This window comes from Mangrovicella endophytica (assembly GCF_002893625.1).
In the GTDB taxonomy this organism is placed as follows: Bacteria; Pseudomonadota; Alphaproteobacteria; order Rhizobiales; family Rhizobiaceae; genus Mangrovicella; species Mangrovicella endophytica.
The window spans coordinates 408,299-429,277 of sequence record NZ_PKMZ01000003.1 but is presented as its reverse complement, the minus strand read 5'-3'; the positions used below and the strand labels follow the sequence as shown (position 1 = coordinate 429,277).

At 68.2% G+C, this 20,979-nt stretch carries 18 protein-coding genes; 11 read left to right on the top strand and 7 right to left on the bottom strand.

Annotation, left to right across the window (positions count from 1 at the left end):
• Positions 1-60 precede the first annotated feature (60 nt).
• Genes C0R46_RS10845 through C0R46_RS10825 form a run of 5 tightly spaced genes read left to right on the top strand, consistent with a single transcriptional unit; the run spans position 61 to position 4,719 of the window.
• The gene (locus tag C0R46_RS10845; RefSeq protein ID WP_102959620.1) at positions 61-888 is read left to right on the top strand and encodes an ATP-binding cassette domain-containing protein; all 828 of its coding nucleotides are present in this window, start codon (positions 61-63) and stop codon (positions 886-888) included.
• Entirely contained in the window at positions 878-1,657 is a 780-nt protein-coding gene (locus C0R46_RS10840) for an ATP-binding cassette domain-containing protein (protein ID WP_102959619.1), read from the top strand. The genes C0R46_RS10845 and C0R46_RS10840 overlap by 11 nt, the downstream gene beginning before the upstream one ends.
• Positions 1,654-2,637 (top strand): ABC transporter permease, encoded by a 984-nt coding sequence (locus C0R46_RS10835; RefSeq protein ID WP_342586505.1) that lies wholly within the window; start codon positions 1,654-1,656, stop codon positions 2,635-2,637. Before C0R46_RS10840 ends, C0R46_RS10835 begins: the two co-directional genes overlap by 4 nt.
• On the top strand, positions 2,634-3,599 hold the full coding sequence (locus C0R46_RS10830) for an ABC transporter permease (protein ID WP_102959617.1): 966 nt from the start codon (positions 2,634-2,636) through the stop codon (positions 3,597-3,599). Before C0R46_RS10835 ends, C0R46_RS10830 begins: the two co-directional genes overlap by 4 nt.
• Before the next feature lie 10 nt (positions 3,600-3,609).
• Entirely contained in the window at positions 3,610-4,719 is a 1,110-nt protein-coding gene (locus C0R46_RS10825) for a M24 family metallopeptidase (RefSeq protein WP_102959616.1), read from the top strand.
• 12 nt (positions 4,720-4,731) lie between these two features.
• On the opposite strand, the gene C0R46_RS10820 is transcribed toward C0R46_RS10825, so the two are convergent.
• The gene (locus C0R46_RS10820) at positions 4,732-5,778 is read right to left on the bottom strand and encodes a LacI family DNA-binding transcriptional regulator (RefSeq protein ID WP_102959615.1); all 1,047 of its coding nucleotides are present in this window, start codon (positions 5,776-5,778) and stop codon (positions 4,732-4,734) included.
• A gap of 363 nt (positions 5,779-6,141) precedes the next feature.
• Between C0R46_RS10820 and C0R46_RS10815 the strand changes: the two genes are divergently transcribed.
• Complete coding sequence (locus C0R46_RS10815) at positions 6,142-7,218, top strand: dipeptidase (RefSeq protein WP_102959783.1); 1,077 nt, start codon at positions 6,142-6,144, stop codon at positions 7,216-7,218.
• A 76-nt stretch (positions 7,219-7,294) separates the two neighbouring features.
• Here the strand turns inward: C0R46_RS10815 and C0R46_RS10810 are convergent, their stop codons facing one another.
• From C0R46_RS10810 to C0R46_RS10790, 5 genes are all read right to left on the bottom strand, one after another.
• The gene (locus C0R46_RS10810; protein WP_102959614.1) at positions 7,295-8,311 is read right to left on the bottom strand and encodes an LLM class flavin-dependent oxidoreductase; all 1,017 of its coding nucleotides are present in this window, start codon (positions 8,309-8,311) and stop codon (positions 7,295-7,297) included.
• A gap of 172 nt (positions 8,312-8,483) precedes the next feature.
• Positions 8,484-9,389 carry a DMT family transporter gene (locus C0R46_RS10805; RefSeq protein WP_102959613.1) on the bottom strand — a complete coding sequence of 302 codons (906 nt, stop codon included), beginning with the start codon at positions 9,387-9,389 and terminating at the stop codon, positions 8,484-8,486.
• 150 nt (positions 9,390-9,539) lie between these two features.
• Complete coding sequence (locus tag C0R46_RS10800; protein ID WP_425349881.1) at positions 9,540-10,520, bottom strand: Bug family tripartite tricarboxylate transporter substrate binding protein; 981 nt, start codon at positions 10,518-10,520, stop codon at positions 9,540-9,542.
• A 95-nt stretch (positions 10,521-10,615) separates the two neighbouring features.
• The gene (locus C0R46_RS10795) at positions 10,616-12,022 is read right to left on the bottom strand and encodes an NAD(P)H-dependent oxidoreductase (RefSeq protein ID WP_102959612.1); all 1,407 of its coding nucleotides are present in this window, start codon (positions 12,020-12,022) and stop codon (positions 10,616-10,618) included.
• Positions 12,023-12,196: 174 nt separating this feature from the next.
• The gene (locus C0R46_RS10790; RefSeq protein WP_102959611.1) at positions 12,197-12,880 is read right to left on the bottom strand and encodes a GntR family transcriptional regulator; all 684 of its coding nucleotides are present in this window, start codon (positions 12,878-12,880) and stop codon (positions 12,197-12,199) included.
• Positions 12,881-13,046: 166 nt separating this feature from the next.
• On the opposite strand from C0R46_RS10790, the gene C0R46_RS10785 reads away from it, so the two are divergent.
• The 5 genes from C0R46_RS10785 to C0R46_RS10765 all read left to right on the top strand — a co-directional run bounded on the left by C0R46_RS10785 (position 13,047) and on the right by C0R46_RS10765 (position 19,148).
• Positions 13,047-14,084: a 4-hydroxythreonine-4-phosphate dehydrogenase PdxA gene (locus C0R46_RS10785; protein WP_102959610.1), complete on the top strand. Its 1,038-nt coding sequence runs from the start codon at positions 13,047-13,049 to the stop codon at positions 14,082-14,084.
• A 10-nt stretch (positions 14,085-14,094) separates the two neighbouring features.
• Positions 14,095-15,048: a sugar phosphate isomerase/epimerase family protein gene (locus tag C0R46_RS10780; protein WP_102959609.1), complete on the top strand. Its 954-nt coding sequence runs from the start codon at positions 14,095-14,097 to the stop codon at positions 15,046-15,048.
• Positions 15,045-16,784 (top strand): dihydroxyacetone kinase family protein, encoded by a 1,740-nt coding sequence (locus C0R46_RS10775; protein ID WP_102959608.1) that lies wholly within the window; start codon positions 15,045-15,047, stop codon positions 16,782-16,784. The genes C0R46_RS10780 and C0R46_RS10775 overlap by 4 nt, the downstream gene beginning before the upstream one ends.
• Positions 16,785-17,080: 296 nt before the next feature.
• The gene (locus tag C0R46_RS10770) at positions 17,081-17,620 is read left to right on the top strand and encodes a tripartite tricarboxylate transporter TctB family protein (protein WP_157944620.1); all 540 of its coding nucleotides are present in this window, start codon (positions 17,081-17,083) and stop codon (positions 17,618-17,620) included.
• Between the two features lie 13 nt (positions 17,621-17,633).
• Complete coding sequence (locus C0R46_RS10765) at positions 17,634-19,148, top strand: tripartite tricarboxylate transporter permease (protein ID WP_102959606.1); 1,515 nt, start codon at positions 17,634-17,636, stop codon at positions 19,146-19,148.
• Positions 19,149-19,262: 114 nt separating this feature from the next.
• Here the strand turns inward: C0R46_RS10765 and C0R46_RS10760 are convergent, their stop codons facing one another.
• Positions 19,263-20,903: an FAD-dependent monooxygenase gene (locus tag C0R46_RS10760; RefSeq protein WP_157944619.1), complete on the bottom strand. Its 1,641-nt coding sequence runs from the start codon at positions 20,901-20,903 to the stop codon at positions 19,263-19,265.
• Between the last annotated feature and the right edge of the window lie 76 nt (positions 20,904-20,979).

The following is a 20,979-nucleotide window of genomic DNA, read 5'->3' as shown; positions in this document are numbered from 1 at the left end:
CCCTCGGACCGGCGGCGTCACGCGCGTGACGCAGCCGGTCCGACGCTCTGGAAGACGCCGATGCCGGATCCAACGGACAAGCAGCGGAAGCGATCACGTGTCCATCAGCTGATGGAGGCGGCGTGCGGCAATGCCGTTCGTCCTGGCCCGGCCGTGTCGGAGCTGGTGCTCGACGGGATCGGCAAGCGCTACGGCGAGACCGTCGCGCTGCGTGCCGCGTCCCTGTCCTTCACGCCGGGCATCCACACGATCCTCGGCGAGAACGGCTCCGGCAAGAGCACCATGCTGAAGATCCTGTCGGGCGTGGTTTCCCCCAGCGAGGGGCGCCTTCTCCTCGACGGGCGGGAGATCACCGCGGGCTCGCCGCGCCAGATGCAGGATCGCGGCTTGTCCACCGTGTTCCAGGAGGTGTTCATCGCGCCGCACCGCACGGTCGCCGACAACATCTTCCTCGGCACCAACGGGTTCGTCCGGCGCGTCTTGAGCAAGACGCAGACGAGGGCGGCGGCGGAGCGGCTGCTGGGGCTCCTCGCCCGCTTCCCGATCGATCCGGGTGCGCCCGCCGGATCGCTGCCGCTCGCCGCGCAGCAGATTGTGGTGATCGCGCGGGCCTTTGCTCGCCTGCCCTCGATCCTCCTCCTCGACGAGGCGACGGCGGCGCTCGACTACGCCGATCGCGACCGCGTTTTCGAGACGGTCGAGGATTATGCCCGCGCCGGCGCGGTCGTGATCTTCATCTCGCACCGGCTGGAGGAGGTGAAGCGCCTGTCCGACCGGGTGACCGTGCTGCGCAACGGCCACCTCGTCGAGACACTCCGGCGCGAAGCAGTCTCGAGCCAGCGCCTCCTCGACCTCATGGCACCGGAGGCGCATCTTCATGCCGACTGACGTCCCGGGCCCCAACGTCCTGGCCCCTGAAGTCCTGACCTATGACGGCATCGTTCTGGCGCCGGGCCGCGCGCCGATCTCCGGGGTCCTGCGCGCCGGCGAGATCGCCGGCCTCGCCGGGTTGGAGGGCCATGGCCAGGAGCAGTTCCTGCTCACCCTTGCCGGATTGAAGCGCGGCGGCGAGACGGTGTCGGTCATGACCGGCAGCGGCCCTGCCGTCTATCGTGATCACCACGCGGCGGCCCGCCACGGCGTCGTCTACCTGCCGCGCGACCGCCGCACGACCGGCATCTTCCCGGCCCTGTCGGTGCTGGATAATTTCGGCCTGCCGTCGATGCGGCGCTTCTCGCTCGCCGGCATCCTGAACCGCCGCAAGCAGCGGCGGGCGCTCGCCGGCTACACCGATTTCCTGTCGATCCGCTATCCCGCTATGGACGCGCCGATCACCGCGCTCAGCGGCGGCAATCAGCAGAAGGTGCTGCTCGCCCGCCTCCTGGCGCTGGAGCCGCGGGTGATGCTGCTGAACGATCCGACCCGCGGCGTCGATCTCAACACGCGGCTGAAGTTCTATGCCGCCTTCCGGGAGCTCGCCCGCGACAAGGGCATCGCGCTGGTGATCCTGTCGAGCGAGATCGAGGAGATCCTGCAGGTCTGCGATCGCGTCCAGATCTTCCACGACTTCGAGCGCACGGCCATCATCGAGAAGGCCGAGATGACGATGAGCGGCGTCATGGCCGCGATGTTCGGTCAGCGGGAGGACGCGCATTGAACGCCGCATCGAGCCGACCCGGCATGCTGGCCCGCCTGTTCGCGGGACGCGAGGACACGCGGCTTGCCGCCCTCCTCTTCGTCGTCCTCCTCGTCCTCAACATCGCGCTCAACCCGGCGCGCTTTGCCCCGCACAACTGGGGCTCGGTCCTTGGCCTTGCCGCGCCGCTCCTCCTCGCCGCGCTCGCCGTCACCGTCCCGTTCCTCGCCGGCCGCGGCTCGATCGACGTCTCGGTCGGGCCGCTGATCGGCCTCGTCAACGTCCTGATCGTCAAAGGTCTGATCCTTGGCGCCGGTATCCAGTCGCCGCTCCTCATCGTGCCGGCGGCGCTCATCCTCGGTCTTGCCTCCGGCGCCCTCAACGGGTTCCTGACCTCCGTGCTGCGCATTCAGCCGATCGTCGCGACGCTCGGCACCTATCTTATCTATTCCGGCCTGGCGCTGACCATCCTGCCCTCGCCCGCCGGCAGCGTGCCGGACTGGCTGCGGGCGCTGGCCGGCCCCTGGTCGGTGCTGCCGGTCGGTGCCGCCGTCCTCCTCTGGCTCGCAGTGCGGCGGCTGCCCTATTACGATCTTCTGATGGCGACCGGCAGCGACGACCGCGCCGCCTATACGGCCGGGGTCGGCGTGCCGCGCGTCCGCTTCACGGCCTATCTGCTGGCGGGCCTTTTTGCCGGCCTCGCCGCCCTCTCCCTGACGGCGCTGATCGGCTCCGGCGACCCGAATATCGGCCCAGGCTACACGCTGATCGCCATCGCAGCGGTCGCGCTCGGCGGCGTCAGCCTTGCCGGCGGGATCGGCGGACTGACGGCCGCCTTCCTCGGCGCGGCGGACATCTTCCTGCTTCAGAGCGTGCTCACCGCCTTCAACGTCTCGACCTTCGTGCTGCAGATGACCTACGGCATCGTGCTCGTCCTCGCGGTCTGCCTGAACTCGGAGAAGCTCAAGGCCCTCATTGGCCGGCGAAGGATCGCGGCATGAGCCGGGCGCTCTCCTCCGTCTTCAGCAATCGCGCGCTGATCGCGGTCCTTGGCGCGGTGGTGATCTTCGCTGCCGGCGCCGTGCTGATCCCGGGCTTTGCCAGTCTCTTCTCCGTGCGCGCCATGCTGATCCTCGGCTCGCTGCTGGCCATTGCGGCGCTCGGCCAGACGCTGGTGATGATCCTCGGCGGGATCGACCTTTCGATCCCCTTTGTGATCGGCTTTGCCAACGTCGTCTTCGCCAGCCTCTATGGCGACGGCCTGCCGGCGCCTGCCACCTTCGCCATCGTTCTCGGCTGCGCCGCCCTGATCGGCGCGGCGTCGGGCGCCCTGTCGGCCGCGCTCGCCATCCATCCGCTGATCGTGACGCTCGGCATCGGCACCGCCGTCCAGGCCGGCGTGCAGATCTGGACACGCGGCCTCCCGATGGGCTCGGCGCCGCAGGCGATCAACGACTTCGTTTCGCTCGGCGGCTCCACTGGGCCGCTGCCCTTCCCGCCGCTCGTGCCCTTCACGCTGCTGCTCGCCCTCGCCATTCTCTTCGTGCTGCGGCGGACGATCTACGGCCGCAAGCTCTATGCCCTCGGCGCCAGCCCGAAGGCCGCCGAGCTTGCGCTGGTGCGCCCCGTTGCGCTCTGGGCGACCACATTTGCGCTCAGCGCCGTCTTCGCGGCGCTCGCCGGCATCCTGCTCCTCGGTTTTACCGGTTCGTCCAGTGCCGGGGTCGGGACGCCCTACCTCTTCCAGACCGTCTCGGCCGTGGTGATCGGCGGCACCGCCCTTATCGGGGGGCGCGGCGGCTATATCGGCACGGTCGCCGGCGCCATGGTGCTGGTCGAGCTGCGCACGGTCCTCATCGGCCTCGGCCTGCCGGAGGCGAGCGTACAGGCCGCGCTCGGCGTCCTCATCCTCGCGCTCGTCGCCGCCTATGGCCGCGATCAGCACATCCGCAACCTGATCTGAGGGCACGGCGATGGACGAGCGTCTCCAGAAGACTGCCGCAGCCGTCCGGGAGAGCGGTGCGGACTGGGCCTTGCTGACGAGCCCGGAGGCAGTGGCCTATGCCACCGGCCACGTCGTCGCCATCGAGGCCGGGCCGTCGCCCTTTGCCGGCGGACCTGCCGTCACCATGATCGGGGCGGACGGCGCTTGCGGCCTCGTCGTCACCAATCTGGAAGCCGGCACAGCGAGCTGGGCGGCGCCCATCGCGACCTATGTCGGCTTCTCGCACGAGACGCCGGCCGACATCCCCGCCAACTATCGCGACGCTGTCGCTTCGCTGGCAAAGGAGCTCGGCGTCTCCGGCACGATCGCAGTGGAGGACGGCTTTCCCTTCGCGCTGCGCGATCTCCTCGGCGGCCTCCGCATCGTGCCGATCGAGCCGGCCCTGCGGCGCGCCAAGTCGGTGAAAACGGGGGCCGAGATCGCGCTTCTCACCGAAGCCGCCCGCATCGCCTCGGCCGGGCAGCGCGCCTTCCTGCAGGCTGCGCAGGCTGGGCGCAGCGAACTCGAGATATTCGCCGAGATCCGCCTCGCGATGGAAACAAGCGCGGGCGGGCGTCTGCCCGTCACCGGCGACCTGATCTCCGGCCGCGAGGCGACCTCCGCCTTCATGGGCTGGCCCGGCAACCGGCGCCTCCAAGCCGGTGACCCGGTGATCTGCGACCTTGCTCCGCGCGTTGCCGGCTACTGGGGCGACAGCTGCGCTTCGGTGATGCTCGGCCATGCCACGCCCGGCTTTGCCAAGCTCTTCGGCGCCGCGCACTCGGCTCTGGCGCTGGCGATCGAATCCATCCGCCCCGGCCTCGTCATCGGCGATCTCGACCGGATGCTGCAGGCGCATGTGGCGCGGCACGGCTATGCCTATGCCCACCATTCCGGCCACTCGATCGGCACCGGCGTGCATGAATGGCCGCGCATCGTCTCCTATGAAGACGCCACGCTGCAGCCGGACATGGTGGTGATGGTGGAGCCGCAGGCCTTCGACCCGGAGGTCGGCGGCGTCAGGCTGGAGCACATGCTGCGCGTGACGGAGACGGGCTGCGAGCTCCTGACCGACTTCCCGCACCAGCCCGAGGTCTGAGCTTCGGCTCGCTCAGCCGCTTTGGCGGATCATCAGCCGGAACCCGACATCGATCCGCTTTTGCTGCGGCTTGCGGCCGCTCATGCTTTCCAGAAGCAGACGTCCCGCCTCCTGTCCGATCAAAGCCGCCGGGATGGCGACTGTCGTCAGCGCCGGATTGAGGTGACGCGCCAGCTCGAAGTCGCCGAAACCGGTGATCGCAATGTCCTCCGGCACGGCGATGCCTTGCCGGCTCGCCGCGAGGATCGCTCCCGAGGCGATGATGTCGCTGGAGAACATGATGGCGTCTGCGTCCGGGTCCTGCCGGCGGACGCGCTCCAGCAGCGTTACGCCTGATTCCATCTCCAACGGTAGGTCGCCGGCGATGCAGAGCCGTGGCGCCTCGTGCGGGAACAGCTCCGCCATCGCCGCCACGAAGCCGTCCCGCCGCTCTGCCGCGCGGCTGTCGCCATGGCGCAGGACGCCGGCAAAGACGATGCGCCTTCGGCCGGTGCCGGCAAGACGGCGCGCCAGTTCGGTGATCGCCGCGGCGCTGGAGAAGCCGACCATGCCGTCGATCGGCCGTGCCGTCAGGTCCCAGCCCTCCACCACCGGGATTCCAGCGCGTCGCATCAGCGCGATGCAGCTGCGCGTATGATGGGCCCCGATGACAAAGAGCCCGTCCGGCCGGCGCCCCAGCAGGCTGCGGATCACCGCCTCCTCGCGTTCCGAGCCGTAATCCGTATTGCCGAGGAAGATCTGGTAGTTGGCCGCGTTGAGGACGTCGGAGAAGTGCTGGATCGTTTCGGCGAAGATCGAGGCCGAGATCGTCGGGATGACGGCCGCGACCGTATTGCTCTTCGATGAGGCCAGGTGGCTGGCCGCGAGATTGTGAACGTAGTGAGTCTTCTCGATCGCGGCCTCGATGGCCTTGCGCGTCTCCGCCGTCACGGTCTGCGGCGAGCGCAGCGCACGCGAGACCGTCTGCATCGAGACCCCCGCGGCAGCCGCCACCTCGGCCATCGTCACGCCCGAACCCTTTCGGCGCGCCTTGCGGGAGGGAGCCGGTGCCCCTGTCATGGCTGGCCGATCCGTATGGAGCCTACCAGCGGGCAGCCCCGGCGACCCGGCTTCGCGCCGCACGCACGCGTGTTCCGGCACCAGGATGCCGGTCGTTTACGCTGCCCCTGCGACAGACCTGCGCGCAAAGCGATTCTCCTGTTCGACGACCGCAGCCACCCTTGCATCGCCCAGTTGCTCGGGACATTCAACGCTGGTTCGGGTGGCTGGCGCAGATGCCGCGAGGCAGGTCGTGCTGGCGGATCGCTTGACGGCTGCGCCACAAGGGCAGAACTCCCGCGCCAGCTTCCAAAGGTCGGCAGCCGAGTCGCACCGCAGTTCCCGGTGACGCGAGGCAACCATCCGGCCTGATCGATGAAGGACATGACCGTGATAGCATCCATAGCCGACATACCGGTCTTCGACGGCCACAACGATACGCTGCTCCGGCTGATGGACGATCCGACGGGCGACGCCATCGAGCGCTTCTTCGACGGCGGGGCGACCGGCCATATCGACAGCGCCCTGGCGCGCCAGGGGAACCTTGCCGGCGGGTTGTTCGCCATGTTCCCGCCCTCGCACGACTCGGTATCGCTGTCGGCCTCCATGCCGGAGCCGCCTTATCAGCTGCCGCTTCCAACGCCACTCGATCGGCACGAGGCGATGGATGCGATGATACGCATGAGCGCCATCCTCTTCCGCCTGGAGGCCCGATCGGGCGGTCGCCTGCGCGTCTGCCGCTCGGTCGCGGACATCGAGGCGGCAACCGCCGCCGGGGCGCTGGCCGCCGTCCTGCATATCGAGGGCGCCGAGGCCATCGATGCCGACCTGGAAGCGCTCGATCTGCTGCACGCCGCGGGCCTGCGCTCGCTCGGGCCGGTGTGGAGCCGTCCCAACATCTTCGGCCATGGCGTACCGATGGCATTTCCCACCTCGCCCGATATCGGGCCGGGCCTGACCGAAGCCGGCAAGCGGCTGGTGAAACGCTGCGACGAGCTGCGCATCATTGTCGACCTGTCGCATCTCAACGAGAAAGGGTTCGACGACGTCGCCGCCCTCTCCGGCGCGCCGCTCGTCGCCACCCACTGCAACGCTCATGCGGTGACGCCGCACAGCCGCAACCTCACCGACCGGCAGCTCCAAGTGATCCGCGAGAGCGGCGGGATCGTCGGGCTGAACTTCGCCACCGCCTTCCTGCGGCCGGACGGGCGCATGGATGCCGATACCGGCCTAGACGTGATGATCCGCCATCTCGATCATCTGCTGGCTGAGCTCGGCGAGGACGGCGTCGGACTGGGGTCGGACTTCGACGGCGCGACGATTCCCGCTGCCATCGGGTCGGCCGCCGGACTGCCGAAATTGCTCCAGGCGATGGCGGAGGCGGGCTACGGCCGTGACCTCATCGAGAAGATCGCCTGGCGCAACTGGCACGCCCTGCTGCGGCGCAGCTGGGAGCGCTAGAACCGGACAAAGGCGCTGAATGACTCCAAGGCGGCGCCGAAATCCGGCGCCGCCCCGGGGCGCGGAGAGGTGACCGTCAGCGCCAGCCGAGGGCCGGCGCGACATGCGTCAGGATCGACTCGATCGTGTGGGCGCAATAATCGACGCCGAGCTGGTTCGGCACCGTCAGGAGCAGCGTGTCGGCCTCCGCGATCGCCTCGTCGGCACGCAGCTGCTCGATCAGCCTGTCCGGCTCGGCCGCGTAGGAACGGCCGAAGATCGCTCGCATGTTGTCGATGATGCCGATGTGGTCGCTATCCTGGCCACGCCCGAAATAAGCCCGGTCGCGATCATCGACGAGCGCGAAGATCGAGCGGCTGACCGAAACGCGCGGCTCGCGCGCATGGCCCGCCGCAGCGAAGGCCTCGCGGTAGGCGCGGATCTGCTTGGCCTGCTGGACGTGGAACGGCTCGCCCGTTTCATCCTCCTTCAGGGTCGAGCTCTGCAGGTTCATGCCGAGCTTGGCCGCCCAGAGCGCGGTGGCGTTGGAGGCCGAGCCCCACCAGATGCGCTCGCGCAGGCCCTCCGAATAGGGCTCCAGCCTGAGGAGGCCCGGCGGGTTCGGGAACATCGGGCGCGGATTAGGCTCCGCAAAACCTTCGCCCTTGAGGACCTGGAGCAGCACTTCGGTATGACGCCGACCCATATCGGCGTCGCTCTGGCCCTCCTGCGGCGCGTAGCCGAAATAGCGCCAGCCCTCGATCACCTGCTCCGGCGAGCCGCGGCTGATGCCGAGCTGCAGGCGGCCGCCCGAGATCAGGTCCGCCGCGCCGGCGTCCTCCGCCATGTAGAGCGGGTTCTCGTAGCGCATGTCGATAACGCCCGTGCCGATCTCGATGCGGCTCGTCCTGGCGCCGACCGCGGCGAGCAGCGGAAAGGGCGAGGCGAGCTGCCGGGCGAAGTGGTGGACGCGGAAATAGGCGCCGTCCGCCCCGAGCTCCTCGGCCGCGACAGCGAGGTCGATCGACTGCAGCAGCGTGTCGGCGGCCGAGCGCGTCTGCGACTGCGGGGACGGAGTCCAATGACCGAAGGAGAGGAAGCCGATCTTTTTCATGGGCGTGACCGTGACACGGAGGACGGGAGAAGCGGCTGCAGGGTGATGTGCAGCGGCATGGCCTAAGGTTTAAGCGTTGCCGCCTGAGGTTCTAAGATGGACCGAGCTTGAAGGATTGTTCACTTGATGCGGGCCAGACATCATTTTCGTTCATAAATCGGACAGGCCTCACTTACTCCGGCTGCAGGCGCCGCTTCGCCGGACGCGTCATTGCGAGGACGCTGACGATCACGAAGGCAAGGCCCATCCAGGCCGTCGGCTGCGGCGCCTCGCCCAGAAAGACCATGCCAATGCCGACGCCGATCGGCACGCGCAGATAGGCCTGCGCCGTCGTGCCGACCGGGCCAAGGCGCTGCAGCAGGTTGAAATAGAGCACGAAGGCGAGCGCCGTCGAAAACAGCGCCAGCGCCAGCAGCGCGAGCAGCGAGGCGTTGGACGGCGCCAGCGTCCACGGCCGATCGACGAGAAGGCTGATGGGCAGGAGGATGACGGCGCCCCAGATCAGTGAGCCGGCCGCAGGCATCATAGGATCGAGATCGCTGAAGGTCCGGCCGAAGTTCACCGCAGCGCCGTAGGCGATCGCCGCCGTCACGACGGCGAGCTGCGCTGCCAGTTGCTCTCCGACGCCAGCGAGTGCCGCCGGACCGACGACGAAGCAGATGCCGACGAGGCCGGCGACGACGCCAATGGACTTCGCTCCGGTGACCTTCTCGTGGCGCACGACCAGCGCGTTTATCAAAAAGGCAAAGACCGGCGTCAGCGCGTTCAGGATCGTCGCGAGCCCCGCATCGACATACTGCTCGCCCCAGGCGATCAGCGTGAAAGGCAGGACCGTGTTGAGGCAGGCCTGGATTAGAAAGCGTTTAGTGTTGCGGCGATCCGTCGGCAGGCGCAGGCCCCGCAGGCGCAGGGCAAGGATGAGGACGCTGCCGGCAATCAGCGTGCGCGCCGCGATCAGCGTTACCGGCGGAATGGTGGAAACGCCGATCTTGATGAAGGTGTAGGAGGCGCCCCAGAGCGTGGCGAGGCCGAGCAGCATCAGCAGACTGACGAGAAGGCGCGGCTGTTTGTCCGCCATGATGAGGCTTTCCGAGAGACGACGTCGCGCGGACGCTTAACCGATTCTCGCGGGCGATGCTGCGCTCTTCACCATGGGAAAAAGAAGGAGGAGCCGGCGAACCAGCTCCTTCCCAGCATTGCATGGCCGCCGCTGCGGCCGCTTATCGGCTCAGTTGGAGACGAGCCAGCCGGTCTTCTCGAAGAGCTCGCGGGCGCTGGCCTGCTCCTTGGACACCATGTCGGTGAACTCGGAACCGGTGAGGAAGCGGTCGGTCTGCGACGTGCGCTCCAGCCACTCCTTCCACTCCGGCGTCTCGCGCACCTTCGCGAAGACGTCGGCATAATAAGCAGCCGCCTCGTCATCGACCTCGGCGTTCAGCCAGATGGTACGCGGCATCTGGTACTGGTCGACGGCGATGCCGGCTTCCTTGCAGGTCGGGATGTCGGCCCAGGACATCGTATCCGTCACCTTCGCGGTGTAGCTGATGCGCTGGGGCGAGAAGACGCAGAGCGGACGCACCATGCCGCCGCGCCACTGTGCGACGTTCTCCTGCGGATTGTTGAAGTTCGCCTCGATATGGCCGCCGGCAAGCTGCGTCGCCGCCTCGCCGCCCGACTTGAAGGGCACGTAGGTGAACTTCGCCCCGGTCGCGAACTCGATCCGCTTGGAGAGGATCTGGTCGGTGTCCTTGGACTGGCTGCCGCCGACCTTCATCGGCTTCTCCTTGGCCGAAGCGATGAACTCGGCCGCGTCCTTGTAGGGCGCATCCTTGTGCGTCCAGAGCAGGAACTCGTCCACCGCCATGGCGGCGACCGGACGCAGGTCCTCCGGCTTGTAGCCGGCCTTGATCACCAGCGGCAGCAGCCACTCGTTGTTGGTGCCGAAGACGAGCTTGTGCGGGTCGTTACCGGCGAGCTTGCCCGCCACGAAGGCCTCCGTGCCGGCGCCGCCGCCCTTGTTGGTGACAACGACCGAGGCCGGCATCAGCTCGTGCTTGACGATGATCGACTGGATGAGGCGCGCGAACTGGTCGGTGCCACCGCCGGCACCGGACGCCACGACGAATTCGACCGACTTCGACGGTGCCCATTCGGCCGCAGCCGGTGCAGCGGCAAAGGCGATGGCGCAGATGGCGACGCCAGTCTTCAGAAACATGCTGGTCATGGAACGTTCCTCCCTGTTGGTAATCGGATGTCCTGTGTGCCGGGAACGGCCCCGGCGGCCGACGCGGCAGCGCCGCGCATTCACGAGCCAGATCCTCCCGCTGCCTCGGCAAAGAAGCGGGCATCCTGGCGACGACGCAGCGCGACCATCGGCGCGTCCTCGTCGATATCGACGTCGCCGAGCGTCACGGACACACCGGCGTCGAGGTCGCGCAGAAGGGTGCGACCGGCGATGAGGTAATAGGGGGCGGGCCGATCGGTCCCGAGGGGCGCTGCATCGATCAGCGCCGGCGCCAGGCCGTCGATCGTGTGGTGGTGTCCGACCGCGTCGAGGCGCGTGCCCTTGGCGAGCGGGCGTGTCGTGCGGCCGATGAGATCGACGACCGGCTTCGGCGCTCCCGCGACCGAGACGCCATTCACCACGGCATCAAGGATGCTGATCGGCGCCTCGAGACCGAGGAGGTGGCGCGGCAGCCAGAGCATCGCGGCCTTGCCGTCGCGGCTCATCGTATGGCCCTTGCCGGCCAGCACCTTCCAGGTTTCCTCGTCCTCGCAGGCGACGACGATGAAGACACCGCCGGCAAAGGACAGACCACCCGGCTCGCGCAAGCCGTTGAAGACGTCGAGGCGGCGGCGGCCGGACAGGAGTCCGCCCTGCCCGCGCTCGACGAAGAGGCTCGCCACCTCTTCGATATGGGCGATCGGCGCATGGAAGGAGGCGACATCGGGCTTGAGGCCGGTGGCGTTGGCGACGACAGCCATCTCGCAGAGATCCGGCACGGCGAGCTGCGGCAGGGCCGCCGCCAGCCTGGCGCGCTCGGCGATAAGGGCCACAGTCTCGCGATCGCCGAGCGACCAGACTGCGTCGAAGCCGGGCGCCGGCGTCGCCTTGGCCTCGCTGGTCAGCCGCGCCTCGGCACGATCATAGACGAAGTCGTACTCGCTGGACTTGCCCGCGGCGATGATCGGCAGGCCGAGCGTTTCGGCCCAGGTGACGAGGCCGATGAGGAGCGCCGGCTGGTCGCCGTCGACCGGCGTCACGACGAGGCCGCGCTCGGCCGCGAGTGCCGCGAGATACGGACCGACGACGCTGTCGGTTTCCTTTGTCACGAGCGCGACGTGCTTGCCGGCCTCGATGGCGGCATGGGTATGGATCGCGCCGGCTTCCGGATGCCCGCTCGCTTCGACCACGATGTCGACCGGCAGGCCGAGCACGACGGTGAGGTCGCCGGCGGCAACGGCCTCGCCGCGCTGCCAGGCGGCGTCCGCCTCGGCGGCGGTGCGGCAGGTGGCGATCTCCGCCTGCGGCCAGCCCACTGCGCGGAACGCTTCGGCGGCGCGCTCGGCGGTGACGTCGATGGCGACCCGTACGTTCAACAGGTCCATGCGGCGGCCCTGACCGAGCAGCGATCGGCCGAAGGCACCTGCTCCCACGAGCGCAGCCTCGACGGGACGCTCGGCCCGCCGGAAACGAAGATGGCTGTTCATCGGGACTGGTCCGCCGAGGTCCCGCCAATGCGGGTCTGGACGCCGCCGTCCTGCCGGGCCGCAGGCAAAGCCTCTCCGTGCGCGGCGGCGAAGGCCGCCCGCTCGATCATTAGTATCATCATGGTCCTCCCGGCCTGCCGCCTCCTGCGACAGGCGTCTGTCAGTTCACGGTGCTCAGACGTATTCCTCGACACGCGTCCAGGCGTTGGCGAGATGCAGGCCGAGGATGGCCGACAACCGCGGGCTGTCCCGCGCTTCCAGCGCTGCCATCATCTCCTCGTGCTCGGCGACGGCCGCAGCCCACCGCTCCGGCCCTTCGTGGCCGATGAAGCGGATGCGCTTCAGCCGCATCTGCAGCCGGCCGTGCATCGCTCGCAGCGTCTCGTTGTCGGCAAGCTCCATCATGGCGCTGTGGATCGCCTGATTCAGCTTGTAATATTCGAGCCGGTTCTTGCTGCGGTAACAGCTCAGCATCTCGTCATGCATCACCCGCACACGGGCGATGCCCTCGTCGCTGGCGTTGACGCAGGCGAGTTCGCCGCCGAGTTCCTCCAGCCGCTGAATCACCGCCAGCATATCGCGAACGTCCTTGCGGCTCAGGCGCTTCACGCTGGCGCCGCGCCCGGGAACGAGGTCCACCAGCCCGTCGCTCGCCAGATATTTGATCGCTTCGCGCAGCGGCGTGCGCGAGATGCCGAGCCGTTCGCCAAGCTGCACCTCGTGCAGCCGGGTGCCGGGCGCCAGTTCGCCTTCGATGATCATGTCACGCAGGCGATCGACGATGAGGTCATGGAGCGAGGGACGCGCAATGCGGTCCGCTCCGCCATTCGGCGACAATACGGGCGTCATTCCGTCCATATGCGCTTCTCCGCCTCCTCGCCCAGGCAGCTTCATTGCGCGGCAAGCTATGGCAACAGACGCAACTTGCCAATACAGAATTTTGTATACAGAAGACAGAATGCTTGATGCAGGTACGGATTGGCGTTATCCGTCTGCATCATCGATCTCGCAGGGAGGCCCGATCATGACCACCACGACGTCCCAGAACGACCGTCCCGTGATTGCGCTGGCCATGGGCGACCCTGCCGGCATCAGCCCCGAGCTCACGGCCAAGCTTCTCGATCTGCCCGAGGCGAAGGACGAAGCCCGGATCATCATCTTCGGTGATGCGCGCATCCTCGACGAGGGTGCCGAAATTGCCGGCATCACGCTCGACATCGATCGCGTCGACACGGCCGAGGCCGCGCTCGCTTCGGATCGCAATGTTCTCGTCGACCTGCGCAACCTTGCGCCGTCGGAGGTGACGCGCGGCGAGGCAACGGTTGCCGGCGGCACGTTCGCCACGCGCAACTTCCGCGAGGCGCTGCTGATGGCGAACCGCGGCGAGGCCGATGCGGTGTTCTTCACGCCCTTCAACAAGAAGGCGATGCGCTACGCCTATGAGGGCTATGACGACGAGATCCGCTTCGTTGCCGACGTCACCGGCTTCCGCGGCAAGGTGCGCGAGTTCAACGTCCTGCCCAATGTCTGGAACGCCCGCGTCACCTCGCATGTCCCGCTGAAGGACGTCTCCTCGCATCTGTCGAAGGATGCGATCCTCGCCGAGGTCGAGCTGACGATGCGCTGCCTGGCACAGGCGGGCATCGAGAAGCCGCGCATCCTCGTCGCCGGCCTCAACCCGCATGCGGGCGACGGCGGCTCCTTCGGCATGGAGGAGATCGACATCATCGAGCCGGCGGTCGCCGAGGCGAAGGCCCGCGGCCACGTGATCGAGGGCCCCTTCCCGTCCGACACCGTGTTCCTGCGCGCCGTCAAGGAAGGCTGGAACGCGGTCCTGACCATGTATCATGACCAGGGCCAGATCGCGATGAAGATGATGGGCTTCGACAAGGGCATCACCATGATGGGTGGCCTGCCCTTCCCGCTCTGCACACCGGCGCATGGCACGGCCTACGACATCGCCGGCAGGGGCATCGCCGATGTCGGCGCGACCCGCGAGGCGCTGCGTCTCGCCATCCGCATGGCGCGCCGGCAAGGGCGCTTCGCGGCCGCCGCCGAGTAAGGCGGCCGCCATGCGAGCTTCTTCCGACGCACGACCCGACGCGGAGACCTGGATCATCGCGTCGGCGATGATCCACCGCCAGAACGCCCTGCCGGACGGGCGCACCGTCCAGGAACAGAGCGCCGCCGAATGGCGCGAGGCGCTGGCGGAGGTTTTCGAGGCCGGCTTCACCGACGTCGATCCGACCGATTCCTGGATCCGCCTCGCCGATCTCGAGCCGGCGCGCCTCGACGAGTTCATGGCGGTCGCGCGTGATGTCGGCCTGTCGGTACCGGCGATCTCGACGGCACGGCGCAGCGTCATCGATCCCGAGCGCGGTGAGGAATACCTCGCCTATGGCCACCGCGTCATCGACACGGCCGCGAAGATCGGCGCAGGCGCAGTGTCCTTCGGCCTGTTCGGCCCGCTGACAGAGGCGCAGAAACGCGCCCTTTGGTTCTGGACCATGCCCGGTGTCGTCAATCCCGACGACCCGGCTATCTGGCGCAAAGCGGTGGAACGGATCCGTGACCTCGGACGCCATGCCGGCGAGCTCGGGATCGAGCTGGCCCTCGAAATGTACGAGGACACCTATCTCGGTACCGCCGATTCATCGGTCCGCTTTGCGACCGACGTCGACCTGCCGAACGTGAAGATCAATTGCGACCTCGGCAATCTGATCCGCCTGCACCGGCCGGTCGAGCACTGGCAGTCGATGATGGAAAAGCTCGCGCCCTTCGCCGGGTACTGGCATGCCAAGAACTACTTCCGCATGGAAGACGAGGCGACCGGCGCGGTGATGACGACGCCGGCGCCGCTGGAGCTCGGGATCATCAACTACCGCGCGGCGGTCCGCATGGCGCTGGCACACGGCTTCCGCAGCGCCTTCCTGCTCGAGCATTATGGCGGCGACGGCCTCAGCGTCTGCGGACAGAACCGCACCTATCTGCGCCACATCCTCAAGGCCGTGACGGTCTCGGCATGACGCAGATCCTGGACGACCCCGAAACTTTCGCCGCTACAGCGCTCGACGGCTTCTGCCGCCTCTATCCCCGCTATGTGCAGCGCGTCGCCGGTGGTGCGGTGCGTGCCGCGGAGACACGGGCCTCGAAGGTTGCGCTCGTCATCGGCGGCGGCTCCGGCCATTATCCGGCCTTCCTCGGTTATGTCGGGCCTGGCCTTGCGGATGCGGCGGTCGCCGGCGACGTCTTCGCCTCGCCCTCGACGCAGGCAGTCGCCCGCATCTCGCGCCTCGCCGATCGCGGCATGGGCGTCATTCTCGGCTTCGGCAATTATGCCGGCGACGTCCTCAATTTCGGCGCCGCCGCCGAGCGGCTGCGCGCCGAGGGCATTGACGCGCGCGTCCTCGCCGTCACCGACGACGTGGCGAGCGCATCGGCCCACGAGCAGGCCAAGCGCCGCGGCGTTGCCGGCGACGTCGCCGTGTTCAAGATCGCGGGTGCTGCCGCGGAGACCGGCGCCGGCATCGACGACGTGCAGCGCGTCGCCGAGCTTGCCAACCGCCGTACGGTGTCGATCGGCGTCGCCTTCAACGGCTGCACGCTGCCCGGCGCCAAAGAGCCTCTCTTTACGGTGCCGAAGGGCCAGATCGGCATCGGCCTCGGCATCCATGGCGAGCCCGGCATCAACGAAGAGCGGACGATGCCGGCAAAGGCGCTCGCCACGCTTCTCGTCGACACGCTCCTGACTGAACGCCCCGACGGCTGGAATAACCGCGCCGCCGTGATCCTCAACGGCCTCGGCAGTACCAAATACGAAGAGCTCTTCGTGCTCTGGACGCATGTTGCCGACCGGCTGGAGATGGCCGGTGTCACGATCGTCGCGCCGGAAGCCGGCGAGCTCGTGACCTCGCTCGACATGGCCGGCTGCTCGCTGACTCTGACTTTCCTCGACGCGGAGCTGGAGCCGCTGTGGCTGGCGCCGGCAGACTGCGCCGCCCTGCGGCGTGGCACCGTGCCGGACACCCGTCCGGCGCCTGTCGTTTCGGATGCTCCCGATGCCGCCCGCGCCTTCGCACCGGCGTCGGAGGCGTCAAGGGCGAGTGCGGCGGAGGTGCTTGCCATCCTCCGTACAATGGCAGGCGCCCTGCGCGAGGCCGAGGACGAACTCGGCCGCATCGATGCGGTGGCCGGCGACGGCGATCACGGCCAAGGCATGCGGCGCGGCTCGGCCGCCGCCGTGGAGGCTGCCGAAGCGGCGGCTTCGGCCGGCGCGGGCGCTGCCAGCCTGCTGGGTGCAGCGGGTGATGCATGGGCGGACCGGGCTGGCGGCACATCCGGCGCGATCTGGGGCCTGCTCCTGCGCGGCTGGGCAAGCGCCTTCTCCGACAGCGAGACTGTCACGGCGACCGACGTGGCCACCGGTGCCCGTGCGGCGCTGGAGCGGGTGATGCGGCTCGGCCGTGCCCGCCCCGGCGACAAGACGCTGGTCGACGCGCTGGTGCCCTTCGTCGAAACGCTGGCCGGCCGGATCGAGGCCGACGGCGCTGCATCATCCGCCTGGGCCGCAGCTGCAAAGGCTGCGACCGAGGCCGCCGACGCTACGGCACCGATGACGCCGCGGCTCGGGCGGGCGCGGCCGCTTGCGGCCCGCAGCGTGGGCCATCCAGATGCCGGCGCGATCTCGCTCGCCCTCTGCGCGCGCGTCGTCGCCGAACGGCTGGCGACGCACTCGAGGGACGGCGCGCCGAGCGTGGCCTGATCCACAGTTCGCCGGTCGGGCGGGAGGACGCAGCGGCCGGCGATGAAGACATACAGAGGCTTCGGGGCTTGCCCCGCACCATCATGCGTCCGGCACTGGCCGGACGGCATCTAAGGGAGGACCATCATGAGAGTATGCCCAGCAGCCTCACGTGACGCTGGTGCCGGAGCGGCAGCGCGGACGTCCTGCCGCATTATCGCGGTTCGCCGCGCCTAGCGCACCCTCCTGCCCTCATGACGGCGTCTCACCAGCGGCGCCTCACCACCATCTCAACACATCCAACAACGGAGGCGCGCATGCTTACACGCCGCCATATGGAGGTCGGTACCGGCCTCGCTCTCGCCCTCCTCGGGGCTGTCGTCCTCTATGGCTCGACCGAGAACGGCATCGGCTGGACCGATGTCGGGCCAGCGGCGGGCTACTTCCCGTTTCGCATCGGCTTGCTGATCGTGGTGCTGGGTGTCGCCATCGCGATCCGCTATGCCCTCGCCGGCCGCATGCGGCGCCCGGCTGATGTCGCCGCCGCCGATCCGTCCCATCCGACGGAGGGCTTTGCCGCTTTCGACAGTCGCTTCCTGGAAGACGGCGCTCTCGGCCGCATCGCCTCGGTGTTCCTGCCGACGGCCGTCGCCGCTGCCCTGATCCCCTGGCTCGGGCTTTACCTCGCCTCGGTGCTCTTCCTCATATTTTCGATGATGACCCTCGGCAAGCTGCCGCTTTGGAAGGCTGGCCTCATCTCGGTCGGCACGATGGTCGCCTTCTACGCGATCTTCGAGATCTGGTTCCAAGTCCCGCTGGAGAAGGGCGTCGTCCTGCCCCTTCTCGGCATCAACTGAGGAGACTGCCGCCATGGCCGACTTCGGCATGCTCTTCCACGGATTCACCGTCGCCTTCTCCTTCTACCACGTCGCCATCATCGTCCTCGGCGTGCTGCTCGGCATCCTGGTCGGCGTGCTGCCCGGCCTCGGCGCGCCCAACGGCGTGACGCTGCTCTTGCCGCTGACCTTCACCATGGATCCGGTCTCGGCGATCATCCTCCTGTCGTCGATGTACTGGGGCGCGCTGTTCGGTGGGTCGACGACGTCGATCCTCTTCAACATTCCGGGCGAGCCGTCCTCCGTTGCCACCACCTTCGATGGCTATCCCATGGCCAAGCAGGGCCGGGCGACGGAAGCGCTGGCGACGGCATTCTTCTCGGCCGGTCTCGGCGCGCTGGTCGGCGTCATCGTCATCACGCTTCTCGCCGGCTGGATCGCGGCCTTCGCGCTGCGCTTCTCCTCCCCGGAGTTCTTCGCGATCTATCTGCTCGCCTTCTGCTCCTTCATCGGTCTCGGCGGTGCCGACCCGATGAAGACGGCGATCTCGCTCCTCACCGGCCTCGCCTTCGCGACCGTCGGCATGGACACGGTGTCGGGCGACCTGCGGCTGACCTTCGGCTATGCCGATCTTCTGCGTGGCGTGTCCTTCCTCGTCGCCGTAATCGGCCTCTTCGGCATCGGCGAACTGCTGCTGACCGTGCAGGAGGAGCTGAAGTTCCGCGGCGTTTCCTCGCGGATCGAGGTGCGTGAGATCTTCACGGCGCTGGCCCGCCTGCCGCGCTACTGGGCGACCTTCATCCGCTCGGCGATCATCGGCGTCTGGATGGGTATCACGCCGGGCGGCCCCACCGCGGCCTCCTTCATGAGCTACGGCATCGGCCGGCGCTTCGGCCGCAACCGCGCCAATTTCGGGCGCGGCGAGCCGGAGGGCGTCGTGGCACCGGAGACCGCCGACCATTCGGCCGGCACCTCGGCGCTCCTGCCGATGCTGGCGCTCGGCGTGCCGGGATCGGCAACCTCCGCCGTGATGATGGGCGGCCTGATGATCTGGGGCCTACAGCCCGGGCCGCTGCTCTTCACCGAGCAGCCGGACTTCGTCTGGGGCCTGATCGCCTCCATGTACATGTCGAACATCATCGCCGTGATCCTGGTGCTGGCGACGGTGCCGCTCTTCGCCTCGATCCTGCGCATCCCGTTTGCGATCATCGGCCCGATCATCATCGTGGTCTGCCTGATCGGCGCCTATACCGTGGCGAACGCGACCTTCGACGTCTGGCTCGCGGTCGCCTTCGGCATCGTCGGCTACGTGTTCAAGCGGCTCGACTATCCGATCGCGCCCTTCGTGCTCGCCATGGTGCTCGGCGACAAGGCCGAGGATGCCTTCCGCCAGTCGATGATCCTGTCGGACGGGTCGCTGTCGATCTTCTGGTCGAACAATCTCGTGGCGACGCTGATGGGGCTCGCCATCCTGCTCCTGCTGTGGCCGCTGATCTCGCGGGTGTTCAGCGTCTGGCAGCCGAAGGAACCGGACAGCGCGGCCGGCTGAACCGCCGATGAAGGACGCTCCGGCGAAGTCCGCCGGGGCTGCACCGATCGAACAGGCAAGCGCTGCCGGGCACCGTCCGGCGGCGTTTCGTCGTTCCAGGGACGTCGGACGGCGTCAGGCTCCACAACCAGCCGGCGCCACAAAGCGCGCCAGGACGCGCCCGCACGCCTCGACATCAAGTCCCGCCCCGCGCCAGGCGATGGTGCCGTCGGGACGCACGAGAATGATCGCCTGCGCGCCTTCGTCGGGAAGACCGTAGCGATCGAAGACGTCCGGACGTTCCACAGGCTCGACGCCCGGCTGATGCCGGCCGGCCACTCGGGCGACCAGGTGGGTCTCGACCCCTGGACCAGACAGGGACGAGAGAGCCGCCAGCAGCGGCCTGACCTCCGCCTGCTCCAACGCCCGGCGCGACAGCGCCAGCACATGAAATCGGTAGCCGCTGATGAGATCGAAGAGGTCGCGGTGGCGGGAGAGCTGCGCGTTCGGCGCCCGCATTCCAGCAGCCGGTTGATCGCTTCCGCCTGAGGCGACGGCGGCGCTCTCCTCATAGTGGATATCGATCTGCGCAAAGCGGCGGAAGGCGGCGGTCTGCACCGCGTCCATCTCCGAGGCCGGCCCGACGATCGCGGGCGCCAGCAGGTCGCGCGCTCGCGCACGCCAGCCGCTCTGCCCGGCGGCAAAGCCGAAGATGCGGTCGGTGAAGCGCAGCACCTCGCGCGCCACCGGCAGACGCTCGCTCTCATAGGTGTCGAGCAGCGCATCATCAGTGCCCTTGTTCAGCACCGCCGCCAGCTTCCAGGCGAGATTGGCGGCGTCCTGCAGGCCGGTGTTCATCCCCTGCCCGCCGGCCGGCGAGTGGATATGGCCGGCATCACCCGCCACGAAGAGGCGGCCCGAGCGGTAGCGATCCACCACCCGGTGATGGGTGCGGAAGCGGGTGAGCCAGGCGGGATCGCGCAAAGTCACAGGCTGGCAGCTCGCCTGCGCGAAAGCCTGCTGCAGCACGTCAAGCTCCAGGGGCTCCGGCCCGATCGTTTCATTGCCGGCAGAGCCGCCGAGATCCGTCGTCATCACACGGGAGAGCGTCGAGCCCTGCAGCGGAAAGAAGAGGCCGATGCGCTCCCCATGCATGAAGACGCGAAAGCGGGCATGATCGAGCGGCCAGTCCACGGCCACATCCCCGAGGAGAAAGCTCTGCGGATACTTGGCGCCCTCGAAGCTGAGTCCGGCTGCCTTGCGTACGATGCTATGGGCGCCGTCGGCGCCAATGGCATAGCGCGCTGTGATCTCGATCGCGCGGCCATCCGCGTGTGTCGCTGCGGCTCTGACGCAGCCCTCGTCCTGCGTCAGAGCCGTCACTTCGACACCGCGCTCGACGGTGACGCCTGCCTCCTGCAAAGCCTCGCCCAGCAGAGCTTCCGTCTTGGATTGCGGGTTCATCAGGATGAAGTGATAGGGCGTGTCCGGCGCCTCGACGCGGTCGAAGTCGAAGCCGCCGGCGCGCTTGCCGGAAATGAAAAAGTCGATGCGCTCGTTGATGGTACCCTGGCTCAGCACCCTGTCGACGAGACCGAGATTGGCGAAGAGCTCCAGCGACCGCGCCGAGACGGCGAAGGCCCGCGACTCCTGCGCTGGGGCGGCATTCCTGTCGACGATGCGGAGGCTGACGCCGCAGCGGGCGAGAAGATAGGCGGCCATCAGGCCGGTAGGTCCGGCGCCGACCACCAGCACGTCGCAATCAGTTCCAGCCATGATCGAGTCTCCCGGCGTTGGCGGTGACGTCCGGCACCAGCTCCGGTTCATGCCGCACCATCAATATTGACCCTCC

Bases quoted from the DNA above. Each gene is read 5' to 3' on its own strand.
- C0R46_RS10760 (WP_157944619.1), bottom strand. From the start codon at position 20,903: ATGGCTGGAACTGATTGCGACGTGCTGGTGGTCGGCGCCGGACCTACC.
- C0R46_RS10830 (WP_102959617.1), top strand. From the start codon at position 2,634: ATGAGCCGGGCGCTCTCCTCCGTCTTCAGCAATCGCGCGCTGATCGCG.
- C0R46_RS10785 (WP_102959610.1), top strand. From the start codon at position 13,047: ATGACCACCACGACGTCCCAGAACGACCGTCCCGTGATTGCGCTGGCC.
- C0R46_RS10815 (WP_102959783.1), top strand. From the start codon at position 6,142: ATGACCGTGATAGCATCCATAGCCGACATACCGGTCTTCGACGGCCAC.
- C0R46_RS10845 (WP_102959620.1), top strand. From the start codon at position 61: ATGCCGGATCCAACGGACAAGCAGCGGAAGCGATCACGTGTCCATCAG.
- C0R46_RS10825 (WP_102959616.1), top strand. From the start codon at position 3,610: ATGGACGAGCGTCTCCAGAAGACTGCCGCAGCCGTCCGGGAGAGCGGT.
- C0R46_RS10780 (WP_102959609.1), top strand. From the start codon at position 14,095: ATGCGAGCTTCTTCCGACGCACGACCCGACGCGGAGACCTGGATCATC.
- C0R46_RS10805 (WP_102959613.1), bottom strand. From the start codon at position 9,389: ATGGCGGACAAACAGCCGCGCCTTCTCGTCAGTCTGCTGATGCTGCTC.
- C0R46_RS10820 (WP_102959615.1), bottom strand. From the start codon at position 5,778: ATGACAGGGGCACCGGCTCCCTCCCGCAAGGCGCGCCGAAAGGGTTCG.
- C0R46_RS10790 (WP_102959611.1), bottom strand. From the start codon at position 12,880: ATGGACGGAATGACGCCCGTATTGTCGCCGAATGGCGGAGCGGACCGC.
- C0R46_RS10770 (WP_157944620.1), top strand. From the start codon at position 17,081: ATGCTTACACGCCGCCATATGGAGGTCGGTACCGGCCTCGCTCTCGCC.
- C0R46_RS10795 (WP_102959612.1), bottom strand. From the start codon at position 12,022: ATGAACAGCCATCTTCGTTTCCGGCGGGCCGAGCGTCCCGTCGAGGCT.
- C0R46_RS10765 (WP_102959606.1), top strand. From the start codon at position 17,634: ATGGCCGACTTCGGCATGCTCTTCCACGGATTCACCGTCGCCTTCTCC.
- C0R46_RS10775 (WP_102959608.1), top strand. From the start codon at position 15,045: ATGACGCAGATCCTGGACGACCCCGAAACTTTCGCCGCTACAGCGCTC.
- C0R46_RS10810 (WP_102959614.1), bottom strand. From the start codon at position 8,311: ATGAAAAAGATCGGCTTCCTCTCCTTCGGTCATTGGACTCCGTCCCCG.
- C0R46_RS10840 (WP_102959619.1), top strand. From the start codon at position 878: ATGCCGACTGACGTCCCGGGCCCCAACGTCCTGGCCCCTGAAGTCCTG.